Source organism: Streptomyces sp. 184 (genome assembly GCF_045781775.1).
Taxonomy (GTDB): domain Bacteria; phylum Actinomycetota; class Actinomycetes; order Streptomycetales; family Streptomycetaceae; genus Streptomyces.
The window spans coordinates 6,897,816-6,917,533 of sequence record NZ_CP123230.1 but is presented as its reverse complement, the minus strand read 5'-3'; the positions used below and the strand labels follow the sequence as shown (position 1 = coordinate 6,917,533).

General features: G+C 75.6%; 10 protein-coding genes. 6 read left to right on the top strand and 4 right to left on the bottom strand.

Features of this window, described 5'->3' with window-relative positions; genetic code table 11:
- Positions 1–19 precede the first annotated feature (19 nt).
- The 6 genes from QBL21_RS29310 to QBL21_RS29285 all read left to right on the top strand — a co-directional run bounded on the left by QBL21_RS29310 (position 20) and on the right by QBL21_RS29285 (position 12,016).
- Positions 20–673, top strand: a complete 654-nt coding sequence (locus QBL21_RS29310) for an HAD family hydrolase (RefSeq protein ID WP_407565243.1) — start codon at positions 20–22, stop codon at positions 671–673.
- Positions 674–1,266: 593 nt separating this feature from the next.
- Positions 1,267–6,258: an NAD-glutamate dehydrogenase gene (locus QBL21_RS29305; protein ID WP_407565242.1), complete on the top strand. Its 4,992-nt coding sequence runs from the start codon at positions 1,267–1,269 to the stop codon at positions 6,256–6,258.
- A gap of 130 nt (positions 6,259–6,388) precedes the next feature.
- Positions 6,389–7,942, top strand: coding sequence for a stealth conserved region 3 domain-containing protein (locus QBL21_RS29300; RefSeq protein WP_407565241.1), 1,554 nt, complete (start codon positions 6,389–6,391; stop codon positions 7,940–7,942).
- A 44-nt stretch (positions 7,943–7,986) separates the two neighbouring features.
- The gene (locus tag QBL21_RS29295; protein WP_407565240.1) at positions 7,987–9,111 is read left to right on the top strand and encodes a hypothetical protein; all 1,125 of its coding nucleotides are present in this window, start codon (positions 7,987–7,989) and stop codon (positions 9,109–9,111) included.
- Positions 9,108–10,808: a hypothetical protein gene (locus tag QBL21_RS29290; RefSeq protein ID WP_407565239.1), complete on the top strand. Its 1,701-nt coding sequence runs from the start codon at positions 9,108–9,110 to the stop codon at positions 10,806–10,808. The genes QBL21_RS29295 and QBL21_RS29290 overlap by 4 nt, the downstream gene beginning before the upstream one ends.
- A complete protein-coding gene (locus QBL21_RS29285) occupies positions 10,805–12,016 on the top strand; it encodes a glycosyltransferase (RefSeq protein ID WP_407565238.1) in 1,212 nt (403 codons plus the stop codon). Before QBL21_RS29290 ends, QBL21_RS29285 begins: the two co-directional genes overlap by 4 nt.
- A gap of 126 nt (positions 12,017–12,142) precedes the next feature.
- On the opposite strand, the gene QBL21_RS29280 is transcribed toward QBL21_RS29285, so the two are convergent.
- The 4 genes from QBL21_RS29280 to QBL21_RS29265 all read right to left on the bottom strand — a co-directional run bounded on the left by QBL21_RS29280 (position 12,143) and on the right by QBL21_RS29265 (position 19,622).
- Positions 12,143–14,065, bottom strand: a complete 1,923-nt coding sequence (locus QBL21_RS29280; protein WP_407565237.1) for an oligosaccharide flippase family protein — start codon at positions 14,063–14,065, stop codon at positions 12,143–12,145.
- 125 nt (positions 14,066–14,190) lie between these two features.
- Positions 14,191–15,186, bottom strand: a complete 996-nt coding sequence (locus tag QBL21_RS29275) for an FkbM family methyltransferase (RefSeq protein WP_407565236.1) — start codon at positions 15,184–15,186, stop codon at positions 14,191–14,193.
- Between the two features lie 7 nt (positions 15,187–15,193).
- Complete coding sequence (locus QBL21_RS29270; RefSeq protein WP_407565235.1) at positions 15,194–17,149, bottom strand: stealth family protein; 1,956 nt, start codon at positions 17,147–17,149, stop codon at positions 15,194–15,196.
- Between the two features lie 169 nt (positions 17,150–17,318).
- On the bottom strand, positions 17,319–19,622 hold the full coding sequence (locus QBL21_RS29265) for a CDP-glycerol glycerophosphotransferase family protein (protein ID WP_407565234.1): 2,304 nt from the start codon (positions 19,620–19,622) through the stop codon (positions 17,319–17,321).
- Between the last annotated feature and the right edge of the window lie 96 nt (positions 19,623–19,718).

Sequence of the window (19,718 nt, the reverse complement as noted above, 5' to 3'; positions counted from 1 at the left end):
GGCCGGTTACCGTTCTGCTGTGCGTACTCATCTCGTCTGGGACTGGAACGGGACCCTCTTTCACGACATCCAGGCGGTGATCGAGGCGACGAACGCCTCCTTCACCGAGCTGGGCCTGCCGCCGATCACGCTGGAGCGCTACCGCGAGCTGTACTGCGTCCCGGTGCCGAAGTTCTACGAGCGGCTGATGGGCCGGCTGCCGACGCCCGAGGAGTGGGAGGTCATGGACGAGGCTTTCCACCGGCACTACTGGGTGCGGGCCGAGGCCGCCGCCCTCGCCGAGGGCGCGGCGGAGCTGCTGTCGCAGCGGCGCGACGCGGGGCAGACGCAGTCGCTGTGTTCCCTCGCGCCGCACGAGCAACTGCTGCCGATGGTGCGCGCGCACGGCATCGCGGACCACTTCGTCCGGATCGACGGCCGCATCGGCCCGTCCAACGGCGGCAAGGCGACGCACATGGTGCGCCATCTCGGCGCGCTGAAGGGCATAGACCCGGCCCGTACGGTCGTCATCGGGGACGCGGTGGACGACGCCACGGCGGCGTTGCACGCGGGCGTGCGCGCCGTGCTCTACACCGGCGGTTCGCACAGCCGGTCGAGCCTGGAGGCGGCGGGCGTTCCGGTGGTGGACAGCCTCGCGGAGGCGGTCGCGGCGGCGGAGGAACTGGCCGCGTAGCGGCGGGCGGACCGGCGGCGCGGCGGCGGAGGAACCGGCGGCGTGGCGGCGGGCGGCCGGCCCGTCCCGCACCGGCGGTGCACCCCCGGCCCGTACGTCCGTACGCCCCCGGGGGTGACGTTCGCCACCGTGCGCACCACCGCCCTCGCCCGGGTCATGCGGAAGGCTTTAGTCCAGGTGAAGGACGTTCCGCGTGCCGGAAAAGCTGTGCAGATCGGCAAAGATCTGGGGCTGTGTTTGTACACATTCGGTCGTGGACGCCGCCTGGGCCCAAGGGGATAGCCTGGTGGGCGTGATCAGCCCGATATCTCACCGGGGCGACGGAGGTGGGGCCCGAGTGGCCCCCGCCGCGCCCCTCCCGGCGTCGGTCGGCGCCGGGGACCCCGCCCCGGGGGCGGCTGATCGGCGAAACCGGTGCCGCCGCCCGATGATGGCGAGAAGCGGACCGGCGCCTTTCCCGTTCCGGCACGATGCCGCGCAAGGCCCGGAGGCATCCGGGCCGCGGTGCCGTGCCCGCTCGTCAGCAGGGCCGGGGGGCACTCCCGGCCCACAAGAACCGTCACGCAACGGCGCGCGACAGGAGCCTGAGGACCATGCAGATCAAGCTGGATGAAGCCAAGAACGAACTGCTCGCGCGCGCCGCGCGGGTGGACGGGACGGGCGAGGGGGGATTGGGCCCCGAGGCCCTCGACGCGTACCTCCAGCGCTACTACCTGCACACCGCCCCCGAGGACCTGCTCGGCCGCGACCCGGTCGACATCTTCGGCGCGGCGCTCTCCCACTACCGCCTGGCCCAGAACCGTCCGCAGGGCACCGCCAACGTGCGCGTGCACACCCCCACGGTCGAGGAGAACGGCTGGACGTCCAGCCACAGCGTCGTGGAAGTCGTTATGGACGACATGCCGTTTTTGGTGGACTCCGTCACCAATGAACTGTCTCGTCAGGATCGCGGCATTCATCTGGTGATCCACCCGCAGATCGTCGTCCGCCGGGACGTCACCGGCAAACTGCTGGAGGTGCTGGACGCCGGGCGCGACCCGAACGCCTCGCCGCCGTACGCCCGCGGCCTGGACGACCTGCCGCACGACGCCGTCATCGAGTCGTGGATCCACGTCGAGACCGACCGCGAGTCCGACCGGCAGGACCTCAAGCAGATCACCGCCGACCTGATGCGGGTGCTGTCCGACGCCCGCGAGGCGGTCGAGGACTGGCAGAAGATGCGCGACTCCGCCCTGCGCATCGCCGACGACCTCGACGAGGAGCCGCTGGCCGACGACATGCCCACGCAGGAGGTGGAGGAGGCCCGGGAGCTGCTGCGCTGGCTGGCCGCCGACCACTTCACCTTCCTGGGCTACCGCGAGTACCGCCTGACGGTCGACAGCGACGGCGAGGAGCTGACCGCCGTCCCCGGCACCGGGCTCGGCATCCTGCGCGCCGACCCCGCGCACGCCGCGTACGACAAGGACGACGGCAAGCCGCAGCCCGCCTCCGAGTCCTTCCACCGGCTGCCCGCCGACGTCCGCGCCAAAGCCCGCGAGCACCGCATGCTGGTCCTCACCAAGGCCAACAGCCGCGCCACCGTGCACCGCCCGGCCTACCTCGACTACGTCGGCGTCAAGAAGTTCGACGCCGAGGGCAACGTCGTCGGCGAGCGGCGCTTCCTCGGCCTGTTCTCCTCCGCCGCGTACACCGAGTCCGTACGCCGCGTGCCGGTCGTCCGCCGCAAGGTCGCCGAGGTCCTCAGCCGCGCCGGCTTCACGCCCAACAGCCACGACGGCCGCGACCTGCTCCAGATCCTGGAGACGTACCCGCGCGACGAGCTGTTCCAGATCCCCGTCGAGGAACTCCAGTCCATCGTCATCAGCGTCCTGTATCTCCAGGAGCGCCGCCGGCTGCGGCTCTTCCTCCGCCAGGAGGAGTACGGGCGCTACTACTCGGCGCTCGTCTACCTGCCGCGCGACCGCTACACCACCAGCGTGCGGCTGCGGCTCGTCGAGATCCTCAAGGAGGAACTGGGCGGCACCTCCGTCGACTTCACCGCCTGGAACACCGAGTCGGTCCTGTCCCGGCTGCACTTCGTCGTCCGCGTCGACCCCGGCACCGGGCTGCGCGAGCTGACCGAGAACGACGTCCACCGCATCGAGAGCCGCCTCGCCGACGCCTCCCGCTCCTGGACGGACGGCTTCACCGAGGCGCTGGTCGCCGAGTTCGGCGAGGAGCGCGCCGCCGAGCTGACCCACCGCTACGCCGGCGCCTTCCCCGAGGGCTACAAGGAGGACTTCGCGCCGCGCACCGCCGTCTCCGACCTCCAGCACTTCGAGAAGCTCAGCTCCCGCGGCGGCACCGACGAGTTCGCCCTCAGCCTGTACGAGCCGGTGGGCGCCGCGCCCAACGAGCGCCGGCTGAAGGTGTACGGGGCCGGTGCGCCGTTCTCGCTCACCCGGGTGCTGCCCGTGCTGCACAACCTCGGCGTCGAGGTCACCGAGGAGCGGCCGTACGTGCTGCGCCGCGCCGGCGTCACCGACGCCTGGGTCTCGGACTTCGGGCTCCAGTTCCCGCCGTCGCAGAACGGCGGCGGCCTGGAGGTCGGCGAGGACGCGCGCGAGCGCTTCCAGGAGACGTTCGCCGCGGTGTGGAACGGCGAGGCGGAGGACGACGGGCTCAACGCCCTCGTGCCCGTCGCCGGGCTGACGTGGCGGCAGGCGATGGTGCTGCGCGCGTACGCCCGCTACCTGCGCCAGGCCGGCTCGAAGTTCAGCCCGGCGTACATGGAGGACACCCTCCGTACCAACGTGCACACCACCCGGCTGCTCGTGAGCCTCTTCGAGGCGCGCATGGCACCCGAGCGGCAGCACGCCGGGCGGGAGCTGACCGACGGCATCCTGGAGGAGCTGAACGGCGCGCTGGACCAGGTGGCCTCCCTCGACGAGGACCGCATCCTGCGCTCGTTCCTCACCGCCATCCAGGCCACGCTGCGCACCAACTACTTCCAGACCGACCGGGACGGCGCCCGGCACTCGTACCTGTCGCTGAAGCTCGACCCGCAGGCCATCCCCGGACTGCCCGAGCCGCGCCCGGAGTACGAGATCTGGGTGTACTCACCGCGCGTCGAGGGCGTGCACCTGCGCTTCGGCAAGGTCGCGCGCGGCGGGCTGCGCTGGTCCGACCGGCGCGAGGACTTCCGCACCGAGATCCTGGGCCTGGTCAAGGCGCAGGAGGTGAAGAACACCGTCATCGTCCCGGCCGGCGCCAAGGGCGGCTTCGTCGGCAAGCGGCTGCCGGACCCGTCGGCGGACCGCGACGCCTGGCTGGCCGAGGGCATCGCCTGCTACAAGACGTTCATCTACGGCATGCTCGACATTACCGACAACCTCGTCGGCGGCGAGGTCGTGCACCCCAGGAACGTCGTCCGGCACGACGAGGACGACACGTACCTCGTCGTCGCCGCCGACAAGGGCACCGCGACCTTCTCCGACATCGCCAACGAGGTCGCCGTCTCGTACGACTTCTGGCTGGGCGACGCCTTCGCCTCCGGCGGCTCCGCCGGATACGACCACAAGGGCATGGGCATCACCGCCCGCGGCGCCTGGGAGTCGGTCAAGCGGCACTTCCGCGAGCTAGGCGTGGACTGCCAGACGGAGGACTTCACCGCCGTCGGCATCGGCGACATGTCGGGCGACGTCTTCGGCAACGGGATGCTGCTCAGCGAGCACACCAGGCTCATCGCCGCGTTCGACCACCGGCACATCATCGTCGACCCCGACCCGGACCCGGCCGTCTCCTACGCCGAGCGCCGCCGGCTCTTCGAGCTGCCGCGCTCCTCCTGGGAGGACTACGACACCGCCAAGCTCTCCGAGGGCGGCGGGGTGTTCTCCCGCAAGGCCAAGGCGATCGCGGTGAACGCCCGGATGCGCCGGGCGCTCGGCATCCCCGACGGCGCCGCGAAGATGACGCCCGCGGAGCTGATGAAGGCGATCCTCCAGGCGCCGGTCGACCTGCTGTGGAACGGCGGCATCGGTACGTACGTGAAGTCCTCGGCGGAGGCGCAGGCCGACGCCGGCGACCGGGCCAACGACGCGATCCGGGTGGACGGCGTCGACGTGCGGGCGCGGATCGTCGGCGAGGGCGGCAACCTGGGGCTGACGCAGCTCGGCCGGATCGAGTTCGCGCGCGTCGGTGGTCCCGACGGGCGGGGCGGCAAGATCAACACCGACGCGATCGACAACAGCGCGGGTGTGGACACGTCCGACCACGAGGTGAACATCAAGATCCTGCTCAACCAGGTCATCGACGACGGCGACATGACCGTCAAGCAGCGCAACCGGCTGCTGGGGGAGATGACCGACGAGGTCGCCGGCCTGGTGCTGCGCAACAACTACGCGCAGAACACCGCCCTGGCCAACGCCGTCGCACAGGCCCCCAGCCTGCTCCAGGCCCACCACCGCTACATGCGCAAGCTGAGCAAGGAGGGCGCGCTCGACCGGGATCTGGAGTTCCTGCCCGGCGAGAAGCAGATGCGCGAACGCCTCTCCGCGGGCCTCGGCCTCACCCAGCCCGAGCTGGCGGTGCTCCTCGGCTACACGAAGATCACCACCGCGGAGAACCTGGTCGCCACGGAGCTGCCCGACGACCCGTACCTGGAGCGGATGCTCTTCGCGTACTTCCCGGAGCCGCTGCGCGAGCGCTTCCCCGACCAGATCCGCGCGCACGCGCTGCGCCGCGAGATCGTCACCACGGTGCTGGTCAACGACACCGTCAACAGCGGCGGCACGACGTTCGTGCACCGGCTGAAGGAGGAGACCGGCGCGTCGACCGAGGAGATCGTACGGGCGCACACCGCGGCCCGCGCGATCTTCCACCTCGGCGACTTCTGGGACGAGGTCGACACCCTCGACAACGTCATCGCCGCCGACATCCAGACCCGCATCCGGCTGCACTCGCGCCGGCTCGTCGAGCGCGCCACCCGCTGGCTGCTCAACAACCGGCCGCAGCCGCTGCAACTGGGCGAGACGATCGACTTCTTCAGCGAGCGCATCGGACGGGTCTGGGCGGCGCTGCCGAAGCTGCTGCGCGGCGCGGACCTGGAGTGGTACGAGCGGAACCAGAACGAGCTGACCGACAACGGCGTCCCGGCGGAGCTGGCGCAGCGGGTCGCCACGTTCTCGGCGGCGTTCCCGACGCTGGACATCGTCGCCGTCGCCGACCGCACCGGGCACGAGCCGCTGGACGTCGCGGAGGTGTACTACGACCTCGGCGACCGGCTGCACATCAGCAAGCTGATGGACCGCATCGTGGAGCTGCCGCGGGCCGACCGGTGGCAGTCCATGGCCCGCGCGGCGATCCGCGAGGACCTGTACGCGGCGCACGCGCTGCTCACCGCCGCCGTGCTGTCGGCGGAGCCGGACGCGGACGGCGAGGTGATCACGCCGGAGCTGCGGTTCAAGACCTGGGAGGAGAAGAACGTGGCGATCCTGGGCCGGGCGCGCACCACGCTGGAGGAGATCCAGAGCTCGGAGTCGTTCGACCTGGCGAACCTGTCGGTGGCCATGCGGACGATGCGGACACTGCTGCGGACGAACCGGTAGGGGAGGACGGTACGGCGAGGGGCGCGCGGCGCGGCGTGCGGCGGGGATGACGCGCGCGGTGCCGGGCGACGCGGCCGGCGCCGGGCGTTGCTCGAAGTCCGGGGCGGGCGAATGACGTAGTTTGTCCCGCATGGGGCAGACAGCCACGGAAGAGCAGCCGCCGCGCGCCGGCCCCGGTACGGCGACCGTCGTCGCCGCGTACCGCCGCGCGCTGCCCCGCGCCGTCCGCCGCCACCTCGCCGCACTCGCCGCCCCGCACCACGCCGACCGGTTCCGCGCCGCCCTCCGGGCCCGCCGCGAGCAGGCCGCCGCCGAGGCGCCCGGCTGCCTCGTCGTCACCGTCGACGGCCGGCCGCGCGTCGCCCACCTCCAGCGCGGGCTCTCCCCGGTGCAGGCCCGCCGCGTCGGCGTGCTCGCCGTCACCCGGGCGCTGCGGACCGCGGGCGTCCCGTACTTCGCGGTACGGGGCCGGGCGTGCGGCCCCTCCGTCGTCGCCGTGCCGGCGGCCCAGCGCCACCGGGCGTGCCGGGCGCTGGCACGGCTGTGCCGGGTGCAGCCGGCGTACGTGACGGTGGTGGCGGCGGGCGCACACACCGGCCGGCACCGGGCTGCCGGCCCGGCGGCGGACGGTGCGGCCGGCGCGTACCCGCGGCTGGTCCCCGGCTACGAGCCGGGCGTCTGGCAGCAGTTGGAGAAGGCCGACGTGCTGCGCCTCACCTGGTTCCGCACCGAGCCGGGCCGGCGGCTGGTCATCGGCGCCGACTCCGGCTGCGAGGTCGAGTTCTGGCACGCCGACGCCACCGGCGACCGGCTCCTCGCCCCCCGCCCCGGCCGCGTCGCCGACAGCGTCCCGGCCGCCGCCACCGCGGTGAAGACGACCGACCGCGGCTCGTGGGGCTGCGGCGGCCGGCTCACGCTGCGTACCCGCGAGGAGTTCGCGCACCCGCTGCCCGACGACGTCACGTACCCGGTCGACGCCGTCTTCACCTGGACCGACGCCGAACTGCGCTACGCGCTGCGCTCCCTCGCCACGTACGCGCCCTGGATCCGCAACGTCCACCTGCTCACCGACGCCGGCGCCCCGCCGTGGCTGGACACCGCGCACCCGGGGCTGACCGTCGTCGCGCACCGCGAGGTCTTCGCCGACCCGACCGCGCTGCCGACGTTCAACCCGCGCGCCGTCGAGAGCCAACTGCACCACATCGACGGCCTCGCCGAGCACTTCCTGTACTTCGGCGACCGACTCTTCCTCGGCACCGAGACCGTCCCGGAGCACTTCTTCCTCGCCAACGGCCTCACGCGGTTCTTCGTCTCGCCAGCGCAGGTGCCGCTGCGGCACGCCCCGCACCCGCTGCGGCGCAGCGTGCTGTGCGAGATCGAGCGCGAGTTCGGGGACCGGCACGTCGCCACCGCCGCCCACCGCGTCCCCGGCCGCGACGACCTGGCGATCCCGTCGTCGCTCCACCACCACTACGCCGCCCACACCGGCCGCGCCGCCGCGGCGACCCTGCGCCACGCGGACGTGGACCTGGCGGCGAGCGGTACGGACGCCGCGCTGCGGCGGCTGCTGGCGGCGCGGGACCGGACGGTGATCCGGGTCGGGGGCACCGGGGCGCCCGGGCTGCTCGGGGCGTTCCTGGACGCGTACTTCCCGGTGCCGAGCGCGTACGAGCTGCCGGGGTGACGGCGTTGGCGGGGGGCGGGGCGGGGAGTGCGGCGGGGAGCTCGGTGGGGAGCCTGGAGGCCGAGCACCTGACGGTTCTGGACGGGCGCACGCTGAACGTGTGCGTGCCGCTGCCGGCGGGCGGGGCGGGCCGGCCGGGGGCGTGGCTGCGGGTGGGGGAGCGGGCGCTGCGGCTGGAGGTGGCCGGGGCGCGGGCGTTCGGCACGTACGTGGTCGAGCCGGTGGAGCGCGGGGGCGGCGGAGGCGGTGGGGGCCGCCGGTGGTCCGGGCCGCGGCGGCGGGCCGCGGGGGCGGGGCACGGGTTCGAGGTGATCGCGGTGGCGGCCGGGGAGCGGCGGGAGTTGGGCGTGGAGTTCTCGGTGGGCGGTCGGCGGCGGCGGAGGTCGTACGGGCTGAGGGTGCCGGGCGGCGCGGTGCCCGGGGGCGCCGCCGCGGGTCCCACCCGCCTCGATCCGCCGCACCCGGGCGGGTGGCGCGTCACGGTCACGGCGTCGGAGGACGGGGGCGGGGGCGGGGGCGCCGCGGTGCTGGGCGTGGAGCGGCTGGCGCCGCACGCGGAGGTGGACCGGGTGGAGGTGGGCTGGACGGAGTTGGCGATCCGGGGGCGGGTGGTGGGCCTGGCGGCGCCGGGACCGGCGTCGGGGTCGGCGCCGGGGCGGTGGGCGGTGGGGGTGCCTGCGCGGCGGCGTTCTGGCCGCGGGCCGGGGGCCGCGGTGCACGGGATGGCCGGGGTTGCCGGAGAGCCGGCGGGCGGCGCCGCCGCCGCAGGCCCCGGCGCGGCGGCGGGTGACGCGCCCCGGGCCGGAGTCCGGCCCCACGGCGGGGAGTTCGCGTGCGAGTTGGTGGCGCGCGGCGAGCCCGGCGCGGTGTGCGGGCTGCGGGTGGCGGAGTGCGGGGGCGGGCGGTTCGCGGCGGTGGCGGGGAGCGGGGAGCTGGCGCGGCTGGCGGAGTGGCGCGGGGAGCGGACCTGGGAGGTACGGGTACGGTCCGGCGGTTGCGCGGTGCCGGTGGGGCGGCTGCTCGGCGACCTCGCCGACCCCGGGCGCGTACACCGGCTGCCGAACCGTCTGCTCGTCGCCGACTCCGGCGACGTCGTCCGTATCGCCCCCCACTACACCGCCGCCGGGCGGCTGGTCGTCGTCACCGAGGTCGTGGGAGGCGCCCGGTGAGGATCACGTTCCTGGCGGCCTTCGCCGACGCGGCGGAGGACAGCGTCGTACGTGTCCTCGCGGCGCACCACGACGTGCGGACCGTCGCCGCGCCGGACCCCGCCGCCCTGCGCACCCTCGACGCCGACGTGCTCGTCACCGCCACCCCCGCCCTCGTACGCGACGTCTGCGACCTCGCCCCCGCCCGCATCCTCACCGTCCACCGAGAGCCCCGCCCCGGCCGGCCGCCGCCGGCCCGCGCGCCGGAGCTGGACGCGCTCGTCGTACCGACGGAGGCGGACCGGGCGTCGTACGAGGCGGAGTTGGGCCCGGCGGCGCCGCGCCTCGCCGCCATCCCCGGCGACGAGAACGCCGCCGACCGCTGGCACGCCCTGCTGACCGCACTCGCCGCGCTGCGCGACGACGAACCCCGCCGCCAGCGCGACCGCGCCGACCGCGCCGCCTTCCACCGCGCCGCGACCGCCCCCGCCCTCCCGCCCCGCCCCCGGCCGGTGCGCCCCGCGCCGGCGGCGGAGGAGCGGCGGCGGTGGGAGGAGGCGGTACGGGCCCGGGGGAGCGCCGGCGCCGCGCGACTCGTGCGCGCCGCCGGGCAGTTGGCCGAGGTACGCGACGACCTCCTCGCCGCCGACGCCTACGCCGCCAGCCTCCGCCTCGCCGCCGACGCGCTGGAGGCCGCGGACGTGCCGTACGTCCTGCTGCGCAACGCCGAGGCCACGGCCCCCGGCGGCCCCGCGGACACCGGCACCGGCACGTACACCGGCATCCACCCCGGCGACGCCGCACACGCCCCCCGGTACCGCCTTGCCGTAGACGCCGGCCTGCGCTCGCGCACCTGCCGCGCGCTGGCCGGCGCGTACCCCGGCCAGGCCGTCTACGCCACCCCCCTCCCCGTGGCCCCCTCCCCCGCCGGACCCGGCCACGGCCCCGACGCCCCCCACGCCCCCGTCCCCGCCGCCCCCGTCCCTGCCGCCCCCGTCCCCGCCGAACTGCTCACCGCCGCCGGTGAGCCGCCCGCGCTGCGCCTCTACCGCCCGTACCTCACCTCCGGTCGCACCCTCCGCTACGGCCCCGACCACGGCTGCGACATCGAGTTCTGGCACCGCCCGCAGCGAGACGGCGCGTACGCCACCCCGCGCGCCCCCACCGCCCTCGGCCGCACCCTGCCCTCCCTGACGCCGACCGCCGTGCTGTACGTCCAGGACCGCGCGTTCCCCACGCTGCGCGAGTTCGTCACCGCCCCCCGCCCGCCCATCGACGCCGTCTACACCCGCACCGGCCCGGCGCTGCGCTACTCGCTGCGCTCCCTCGCGATGTTCGCCCCCTGGATCCGCCACACCTACGTCGTCGCCGAGGACCCGCCGCCCTGGCTGGACACCGCCCGCCCCGGCCTCACCGTCGTCGGCCCGCGCCACCCGCTCGACGGCCTCTCCGCGCACGTCCTGCCCCTCGCCGACGACGTGTTCCTCGGCCGGGCCCTGTCCCCCCGGCGCTGCTCGGGCCCTCTCCCCGCCGAGGCCGCGGGCGGTCACGATCCGCGCCGGCTCGACAGACTGTTCGCCGCCCGGGACACCGACGTCTTCTGTCTCGGCCTCGACGGCAAACTTCCGCGGGGCGTACAGGCGTTCCTGGAGGGGTACTTCCCGGTGCCGTCGCCCCACGAGCGCGCGGGGGCGCGCCGGGAGGGCGTACGGGCGTGAGGATCGTCTTCCTGCTCATCCGCGCCGACGAGCCGGGCGCCGTCGCGCCCGCCGTCCTCACCCGGGCCGGCCACCTCGCCGCGCGCCACGACGTCGAGGTCGTCAGCGTCTTCCGCACCCGTGACCGGCCGCACACCGCCCCCGATCCCCGCGTCCGGCTGCGCCACCTCGTCGACCGCACCGGCCCCGGCCCCGTCCCCGTACCGCTACGGCCCACGGCCCTCACCGACCGCGTCCGGCAGCAACTCGCCGCCGCACCCGGCGAGCTGGTCGACCCTGCCGAGGAACCGGGCTTCGACGCGCTCACCGACATCGAACTCACCCTCGCCCTGCGCACCCTCGACACCGACGTCCTCGTCACCGCCTCGCCCGCGCTGCTGCCCGTCGCCGCGGACCACGCGCCGGCGGCGGTCGTACGGATCCACGAGGAGCACGGCCACGGGCAGTCCGGCCTGCCGGCGCGGGTGGGCGAGTGCGACGCGGTGGTGGTGCGGACGGAGCGTGCGCGTCGGCGGCTGGCGCTGGCGCTGGGCGCGGGGGCGCCGCGGCTGGCGGCGATTCCGTACCCGGCGCCGGACGGCTTCCGGCCACGCTCGTCGCGTACGACGCGGACGGCGGTGGTGGCGGGGCCGCTGACGCCGCACAAGCAGGTGGACCACGCGATCACGGCGTTCGCGTCGGCGTCCGCGTCGGCGGGCACGCCGCCGGATGGACCCCTGTGGCGGCTGCGGGTGTTCGGGGACGGTCCGGAGCTGCCGTGGCTGCGCCGGCAGGTGGCCGAGCTGGGGCTGTACGAGCGGGTGGAACTGCTGGGCCCGAGCCCGTACATGGCGCAGGAGTGGGCGAAGGCGAGCTTCGCGGTGCTGCCCTCGGCGAGCGGCGAAGCGTGTCCGCGGGCGCTGCTGGAGGCGTACGCGGCGGGGGTGCCCGCGGTGGCGTACGACGTGCCCGGCGGCCCGGCGGAGGTCGTACGGCACGGGGTGGACGGACTGCTGGTGCCGCCCGACGACGTGACCGCGCTGGCGGGCGCGTTGGGCCTGCTGATGGCGGAGGACGCGGAGCTGCTGCACCGGCTGGGCTCCCGCGCCCGCGCGGGGACGGAGCGGTTCGCGGCGGAGGGGGTGACGCGGGCGTGGGAGGAGCTGTGCGCGGAGTTGGTGGCGGCCCGCGCGGAGCGGGCGGAGGCCGGGTCGTACGACCGGGGCTGAGGGGCACGTATCGCCCGGTGGCCGAACGCGCGCGTGGCGCCCGGGGGTTCGCGAGGCGCACCAGGGCCCGCATGTCCGGGTACGCACCGGGGCGCGCGGCCTGGGTGGCGCATGCCCGCCGCGCTGCTACGGGACCGGGGCGCGCGGTGCCCGGCGGGGTGCCGGGGGCCGTGCGGAGGTCCGCGGGCGCGGCGCCGGCGGACGGGGCGGGCGGTGGTCGGTCAGCGCCGCGGAGAGCGGCAGCCGCTCGTGCAGCGCCGCGCACACCACGGCGACGGGCGCGAGCGCGAGCAGCCCGTAGAGCAGCGCGGGGCCCGGCTCCGCCGCCGTCGAACCGGCCGTCGCCGCCAGCGCCCCGGCCGCCGCACCGATGCCGCAGTGCACCGCGTGCGCCCGCAGCACCTCCCGTACCCGTACCAGACCGCAGCGCCCCCACCGGGCCAACTGCAACGCGTGCCCCGCGGCCGGGCCCGCCGCCGCGGCGCAGGCGAGCAGCGGCAGGGCGTGGCCGGAGCCGCGCCACGGGAGGACGAGGGCGAGCGCGGCGGCGGTGGTGAGGAGCACGACCAGGTGCGTGCCGAGGAGTTCGCGGCGCCGGCCGCGGGCGAGGTCGAGGGAGCAGCCGGCGGAGTAGACGAGTTGCAGCGCCGCCGCGGCGCAGAGCCACGGCACGAGCGCGGTCGCCGACTCCCAGCCGGGCCCGAGGAGCACCGCGAGCGCGGCGGGTCCGGCACCGGCGGCGGCGCCGAACCCGGCGAAGGCGGCGGCGGAAGCGCCGGTGAGGGCGAGCCGGGCGGCGGGCCCGTCCACGCGGCGGACGCGGCCGGTCGCATGACCGGGCCACGGGCGGTGGCCCGGTGCGAGGCGGCCCATCGGCTCCGGCCGGCGGCCGGTCGCCGTAACGGGGCCCGGCTCCGGGCCGCGGCTGGTTTCCGGACCGCGGCGCGGCTCCCGGACGCGGCTCGTCTCCGGACCGCGGCCGGCCTCACGGCCGACGCCCGGCTCCCGGCTGTGGACCATGTCCCGTGCGGAGCCGCGGCCCTGGCCCGCGTCCAGGCGCAGATCCCGGCCGAGCCCCGGGTACGTACCGAGCTTTCCGCCCCCGCCCGCCACCCTGCCGTACACCACCACCGGCACCTCGCACAGCACCGCCGCCCGCGAGTACACCCCCGCCGCGCCCGGACCCAGCAGGCGGCAGGCCGCCCACAGCGGCGCCCCCGCGGCGAGCAGCCGCAGCAGCCCGAAACCGGCCGCGAACCACGAGATGCGGAGCAGCGCCACGGCCGGAACCGGAGGGCCGTCCGGCAGCGGCGTACGGGACAGGAGCAGCGCCGCGGCGCCGAGCGTCAGCGCGGCGGCGACCGGCAGCATCGCGGCCAGCCCGAGGGGGCCGGCGCCGGCGGCGAGCAGCAGGATGCCGGTCCCGGCGCCGCCCGCCTGGCCGCCGGTGTCCGCCAGCACGGCGGCGCGGGTGCGGCCGGCGCGGTGGAGTGCGGTGACGGCGGCGTCGGCCGCGGGGTGGCAGAGGAAGGCGCAGGCCAGGAGGCGGAGGAGGGAGGTCGTGTCGGGGGCGTGGAGGAGCAGCGCGGGCAGCGGCGCGGTGAGTTGGGCGACGGCGAAGCCGACGAACCCGGTGATCCCGGCGAGCCGGAGTGCGGCGTGGGCGGTGTGCCGGGTCAGCGGCTCGGCGCGGCGCAGGGAGGCGGCGATGCCGGTGCCGGCGAGGTGGGCGAGGAGGTGGACGGCGGTGAGGGCCACGGCGTACGCGCCGAGGGCGGCGGGGGAGACGTGGCGGGCGGCGTAGGCGACGCAGCCGAGCTGGAGGGCCAGCCCGAACGCGGCGCCTCCGAACCACCAGCCGCCGGACGCGCCGTGCGCGTACGTGCCACGCGCCTCCGCAGCCCTCGCGTCACCGGCCGCGCCGCGGCGCCCCGCGCCGGAGGCGCCGGGCTCGACCCCGTACGCGGTGCGCCCGGCTGTGGATCCGCGGTGTTCCGCGCCGTCCGTCCCCCGCCGCGCGCCGGACCCGGCCTCGGCCCCCGCCGGCACCCCGCCCCGCTCCCTCCGCAGCCGCGTACCCCGACCGCGTACGTTCCGCCCCGCGCGCACCACCGCGCCCCAGACCGGCGCCACCCGTCCCGCCCACCCCGCCCCGCCCGGGGCGGCGCCCCCGGTCACCGCCCCACCGCCTGTCGCCACATCCGCGGCAGCCGTCCCTCCGGCCCCCGCCGCGGTCCCGGCGCGCGGCCCGGCAGCGGGTGCGGGGCGTTCCAGCCGCGGGGGAACGGCTCGCCCGGCGGCACCAGGACGTTCTCCTCCTTGCCGCACTCCAGCACCGCCCGCAGCCACCCGCGCTGCGTGGCGTAGAAGTCGTCCGTCAGCGGCTCCGGCGCGAACAGCCAGTCGCGGCACTGCCCCTGCACGTGCGGCCGGTAGCTCCGCGCGTCGTGCGTGCGCCACGGCGACTCCGGGTGGATGAGGTGCAGCCCGTACCCCAGGGCCGTCAGCTTCCCCAGCGCCGCCGCCATCGCGTCGGCGTCCGTGCCGGGCAGTACCTCGCACACGATCCACGGCCGGTGCTCGCGCAGCACCCGGCCCGCGCCCGCGAGGACCTCGGGCTCGTGCGTCTCCACGTCGATCTTGATCAGGAACGGCGCGTGCCCGTGCCGCTCCGCGAAGTCGTCCACCGTGCCGACCGGCACCCGCACCGACTCGGTGTGCGCGCGGTGCCCGGGGTTGAGGGAGTTGGAGCTTTCGGCCTTCAGCGACAGGTACAGCTCCGCCGTGCGGCTGTGGTCGGAGAGCGCCATCTGCCGTACGTCGAAGCCCAGTCCGTTGCCGTCGCGCAGGCTGCGGCACAGCTCCGCCGTGTGCGGGGTCGGCTCGAAGGCGACGGTCTGGAGTCGTTTGGCGCCGTGCACGAGGTCCACGAGGGCCGCGTACAGCCCGATGTGCGCCCCGATGTCGTAGACCGCCGCGTGCGGCGGCGCGTACTGCGCGAGCGTCAGCAGCGTCGCCTGCGTCAGCGGCTCGTAGCCGGCGAGGCCCGCGCGGCGCAGTTGGCGCTGGACCGCGGTCTCCTTCCGGCTGAGCACGTTGATCGCGCGGGGGTACGCGCCGGTGTCGGGCAGGGCGGCCGGGTTCACCGGCGTGCGGACGGCCAGGGGCATGGCCTGCTCACCTCTCGAACGGGCTGGGGTCGGGGAAGTACGCCTGGAGGAACGGCCGTGTCAGCGCGAGCTGTCCGGCCAGGTCGGCGGCGCCGGAGAGGGTGTCGTTGAGGCAGAAGACGTTCCGGTCGCGGCGGCGCAGCAGCCGCTGGAGGCGGTCGGCGATGTCGGGGTGGGCGAGGTCGAAGTAGTCGTACGGGATCTGCCCGGGCACCGCGCGGCCGGTGAAGGCCGCGTAGTAGTGGTGGAACGCGGACGGGATGCTCAGGTCCGTGGCGCCGCGGAAGCGGCTTGCCGCGGTCTGCCGGTGCCGCTCGGGGAAGCGCCGCTCGATCTCGGCCAGGACGCTGCGCCGCAGGGCGTGCGGCGTGTGCTTCATCTTCTGCGTGATGTACGTGCCAAACCTCTCTTCCAGCAGCGCCCTGTTGTTCTTTCCCGCGATCGACACCGGCACGTCGCCGGCGTCCGGCGGCCCGGAGGGCAGCAGCGCGCGGGACGGGAAGTAGCGGGTGATGCCGCTGGGCAGGAAGAACCGGTCGGGCAGCAGCGGGGCGCCGAGGAAGACGTCGTCGTTGAAGTAGAGGAAGTGCTCGGCCAGGCCGTCGATGTGGTGGAGCTGGCTCTCGATGGCGTGGGAGTTGAACGTGGGCAGCACGCCCGGGTCGGTGAAGATGTCGCGGTGGTCGACGACCGTGACGCGGGGGTGGGCGGTGTCGAGCCAGTCGGGGGCCTGGTCGTCGGTGACCAGATACACGTGCCGGATCCAGGGGGCGTACAGGTGCAGTGAACGGAGCGAGTAGCGAAGCTCGTCGCGGTTGAGGTAGCGGGCGTCGTTGGCGGCCTCGGCGTGGTACGGGACGCCGCCCGCGGCGGCGCGGCGGCGGCGCCAGTCGGGGTCGTCGCCGTCGACCCAGGTGTAGACGGCGTCGATGGGGAAGGGGAGGTCGTCGGGGAGCGGGACGGTCAGCTCGGGGCGTGTGCGGACGTCGGGGGCCCGGCCGAGCGAGTCGGGGAGCACGAAGCGGGTGAAGAGGTGGCCCGGGGCGGTCACGTACGCGCCGTCGTGCGGCACGGACTCGACGACGCGGTTGAACCGCGGCGCCACCAGCCGGGTGCGGCTCCGGTCGTCGGCGGTGCCGGCCGGGCGGCTCTCCTCGCCGCTCTCACCCCCGGCGGGGTCGCTCTCGCCGTACGGTTCCTCCGCCCAGAACTCCACGTCGCAGCCGTAGCCGGCGCCCAGCAGCGTGTGCCCGCGGCGGTCGGTGTAGTAGCAGGTGAACCGGACGACGGCCGTCTCGGCGAGCGCCTTCCACGCCGCGGGGTCACCGGCGGGGCGCACCCGGTGCTCGGGGCGCCTGCGGCGGTCCGGCGGGCAGACGTAGCCGGGGTGTTCGGCGCACAGGGCGGAGAGCGCGGCGACGGCGCGGGCGCGCAGCGGCGCGGGGACGGCGACGGCGGTGGAGACGTTGCCGTAGCCGCGGACGGCGAAGTGCTCGACGCCCGCGGCGTCGAGGGCGCCGGTGACCAGGAGCAGGTTCTCGTTGCGGGCGCGCAGCGGCGTGGGGGAGTCGAGGACGACGGCGAGCCGGGTGTGGCCGCGGTGGTGGACGACCTTGCGGTCGGGGCGGTGGAGTTGGCCGGTGGCGCGCAGGGCGCGCAGCGCCGACCGCTGCCCCGGGTCGGGGATCCGCCGGGAGACGGCGCCGAGCGCGCGCTGCACCTTGTGCCGGGTGGCGGGGGTGGCGACGGCGACGACGAGCCGGCGCACCCGGCGCGGCACCGCGCGCCGGTAGCGGTGGACGAGCCACGGCTGCCCGGCCTTCGTGCCGTTGGCGTCCGCGGCGTAGGCGGCGTGCGCGGGGTACGGGTCGCTCGGCGCCGGCTCGGGGCGGGGACGGCCGACTCCGGAGGCGGAGGGCGCCGGCGGCGGGGCGGCCGCCCGCTCGCTGCGGGTCTGTGTCATCCGTACCTCCGGCTTCCGTGTTTCCGGTGCTCGTGTGTCCGGTGCTCGTGATGGCGGCGTTCGTTCCGCCGGTGGCCGTGTCTCCGGCTTTCGGGCCGGGGGTGTCCGTATGTCCGGCCTCGGTGTCTGCGGTGTTCGTGTGTCCGGCTCTCCCGTGTCCGTCCCTCGCTCATTCGCCGTGCGCCACCGCGCTCCCCGCCGGTCGCGGCAGCACCCCGGGGACACCCCGCGCCACCGCCACCGCCACCGGCCCCGCCACCGGCGGGGACTCCGTCTCGCCGAGGAAGACGTGGCGGACCACGCGCTCGGCGGCGTGCCCGTCGTCGTACGGGCAGAAGCGCCGCCGGAACTCCGCGAGCAGCGCCGCGGCGGCGGGGGCGGCGTGGGCGCCGGTGGCGAAGGTGTCGGCGATCTCGTCGGCGGTGCGGCAGACGCGGCCGGGCGGCTCCGCGGTGAGGTCGAAGTAGGTGCCGCGCGCCAGTCGGTACGCCTCCCAGTCGGCGGCGTGGATCACGATGGGGCGGCCGAGCAGGGCGTAGTCGAACATCACGGACGAGTAGTCCGTGAGCAGCGCGTCGGAGGCCAGGCACAGCTCGGTGAGCGAGGGGTGCGCGGTGACGTCGAGCACGCCGGCCGGCGGGGCGCCGGCGGGCTCGGCGTCGTGGAAGTAGTGCGCGCGGGCCAGCAGGACGACGTGCGCGCCGCGTGCGCGCAGCGCGCCGGCGAGGGCGTCGAGGTCGAGCGGGGGGACGTGTCCGGGGAGGTAGTCGCGGTGGGTGGGGGCGTAGAGGACGGCGGTGGCGCCCTCGGGGATGCCGAGCCGGGCGCGCAGCTCCGCGCGCGCGGCGGCGTCGGGGGGCGGGCCGGCGAGCGCGTCGTTGCGCGGGTAGCCGTACTCCAGGGTGGTGTGGTCGGCCGGGTAGGCGCGGCTCCAGGCCAGCGTGGAGTGGCGGTTGGCGGAGAGGCTGTAGTCCCAGCGGTCGACGCGGCTCATCAGGGCCGTGAAGTCCATGCCCGCGGCGGCGGCCGGGTGGTCGGCGAGGTCCAGGCCCATCTTCTTCAGCGGCGTGCCGTGGTGGGTCTGCACGTGGATCTGGCCGGGGCGCTTGACCACGTACTGGGGGAAGTTGACGTTGTTGACGAGGTACGTGGCGCGCGCCAGGGCGCGCTGGCAGGCGCGCGAGCCGGGGTGCAGCACCCGTACGCCGGGCGGCACGGTGTGCGCGTACGCGGGGCGGGCGATCCAGGCGGTGGCGAGGCCGGGGACCAGCTCGCGGGCCTTGGCTTCGAGGGCGGCGGGGTTGCAGGAGTAGCCGCGGTACCAGTACGCGGCGAAGACCGCCAGGTGTGGATCGAGGGGCAGGCGGAGCTGGAGGCGGTAGGAGAGCCGGCTCCAGCCGGCGCGGGCGCGGCGCGCGGCGCTGCCGGCGAAATCGCGGAGCCGGGTGAGGAGGCGGCCGGCGGCGCCGAGGAGGTGGAACGCCCGCCGGGTGCCGAACCGGACGAGCAGATGCCGCGTCCGGACCCGTACGCTGCCCCCGGCCCGTACGCCCACCGCGGCCCCGGACCCCGACCCCGACCCCGGCCCCGCCGCCCCCGGCCCGTACCGCAGGTACAGCGCCCGCGTCCGGCGGAAGAACTCCGCCCGCTTGTGCCGCGGCACCCGCTCGCCCTTGTTGAAGATCGTCGTGAGATGGTCCACCATCCGCACGAACAGCACCGGCCGCCACCGCTCCAGCCGCCGCGCGTCGAGAAACGCGAACACCCGGTCGTACTGGTCGAAGACGTCGAGGTGCTGCTCACCCGGCGTGCCCAGGATGTTGCCGGACCGCCGCTGCCGGTAGTGCACGCACACCCGGTCCAGCACCGCGATCCGCTCCGCGGACAGCAGCGCGGGGTACGTCCACGGGGTGTCCTCGTAGTAGCCGGGCGGGAAGCTGAGCCCCTGCGCGGCGATGAAGTCCCGCCGGTACGCCTTGTTCCAGACCACCACCAGCAGGTGCAGCAGCTCCGGCCGCTCCGCCAGCCGGAAGACCTGCGGCTCGCGCTCGGCGAGGAAGCCGGCGCGTACGTTGCGGGTGTGGCGGCCGTGCCAGTAGGTGCGGGCGTAGTCGTAGACGAGGACGTCGGGGTCGGCGGTCGCGGCGAGCCGGTCGGCGATCGCCTGGAGCGCGCCGGGCGCGAGGGTGTCGTCGCCGTCGAGGAAGAGGACGTAGTCGCCGGTGGCGCGCTCCAGACCGGCGTTGCGGGCGCGGCCGAGGCCGACGTTGGCGCTCAGGTGGACGGCGGTCAGCCGCGGGTCGCGGGCGGCGGCGGCGTCGATGATCTCGCCGCAGAAGTCGGGGGAGCGGTCGTCGACCGCGATGACCTCCACGTCCGTGAAGGACTGCGCGAGCACGGACTCCAGGCAATCGTCGAGATATGCGTGGACCCTGTACGCGGGGACGATGACGCTGAACCGGGGCACGGACACATCCCTGGGCGGGCGGCGGCGGAAGGACAGTCCGCTGGTCGGAATGTCCTTTTTGCTGGTATCCGCCACCGTAGCCGCGGTGCCACGCACTCAGCG

Excerpts from the sequence above, each read along its gene's own strand:
- QBL21_RS29300 (WP_407565241.1), top strand. The coding sequence starts at position 6,389 with ATGGGGCAGACAGCCACGGAAGAGCAGCCGCCGCGCGCCGGCCCCGGT.
- QBL21_RS29275 (WP_407565236.1), bottom strand. The coding sequence starts at position 15,186 with ATGCCCCTGGCCGTCCGCACGCCGGTGAACCCGGCCGCCCTGCCCGAC.
- QBL21_RS29270 (WP_407565235.1), bottom strand. The coding sequence starts at position 17,149 with ATGACACAGACCCGCAGCGAGCGGGCGGCCGCCCCGCCGCCGGCGCCC.
- QBL21_RS29305 (WP_407565242.1), top strand. The coding sequence starts at position 1,267 with ATGCAGATCAAGCTGGATGAAGCCAAGAACGAACTGCTCGCGCGCGCC.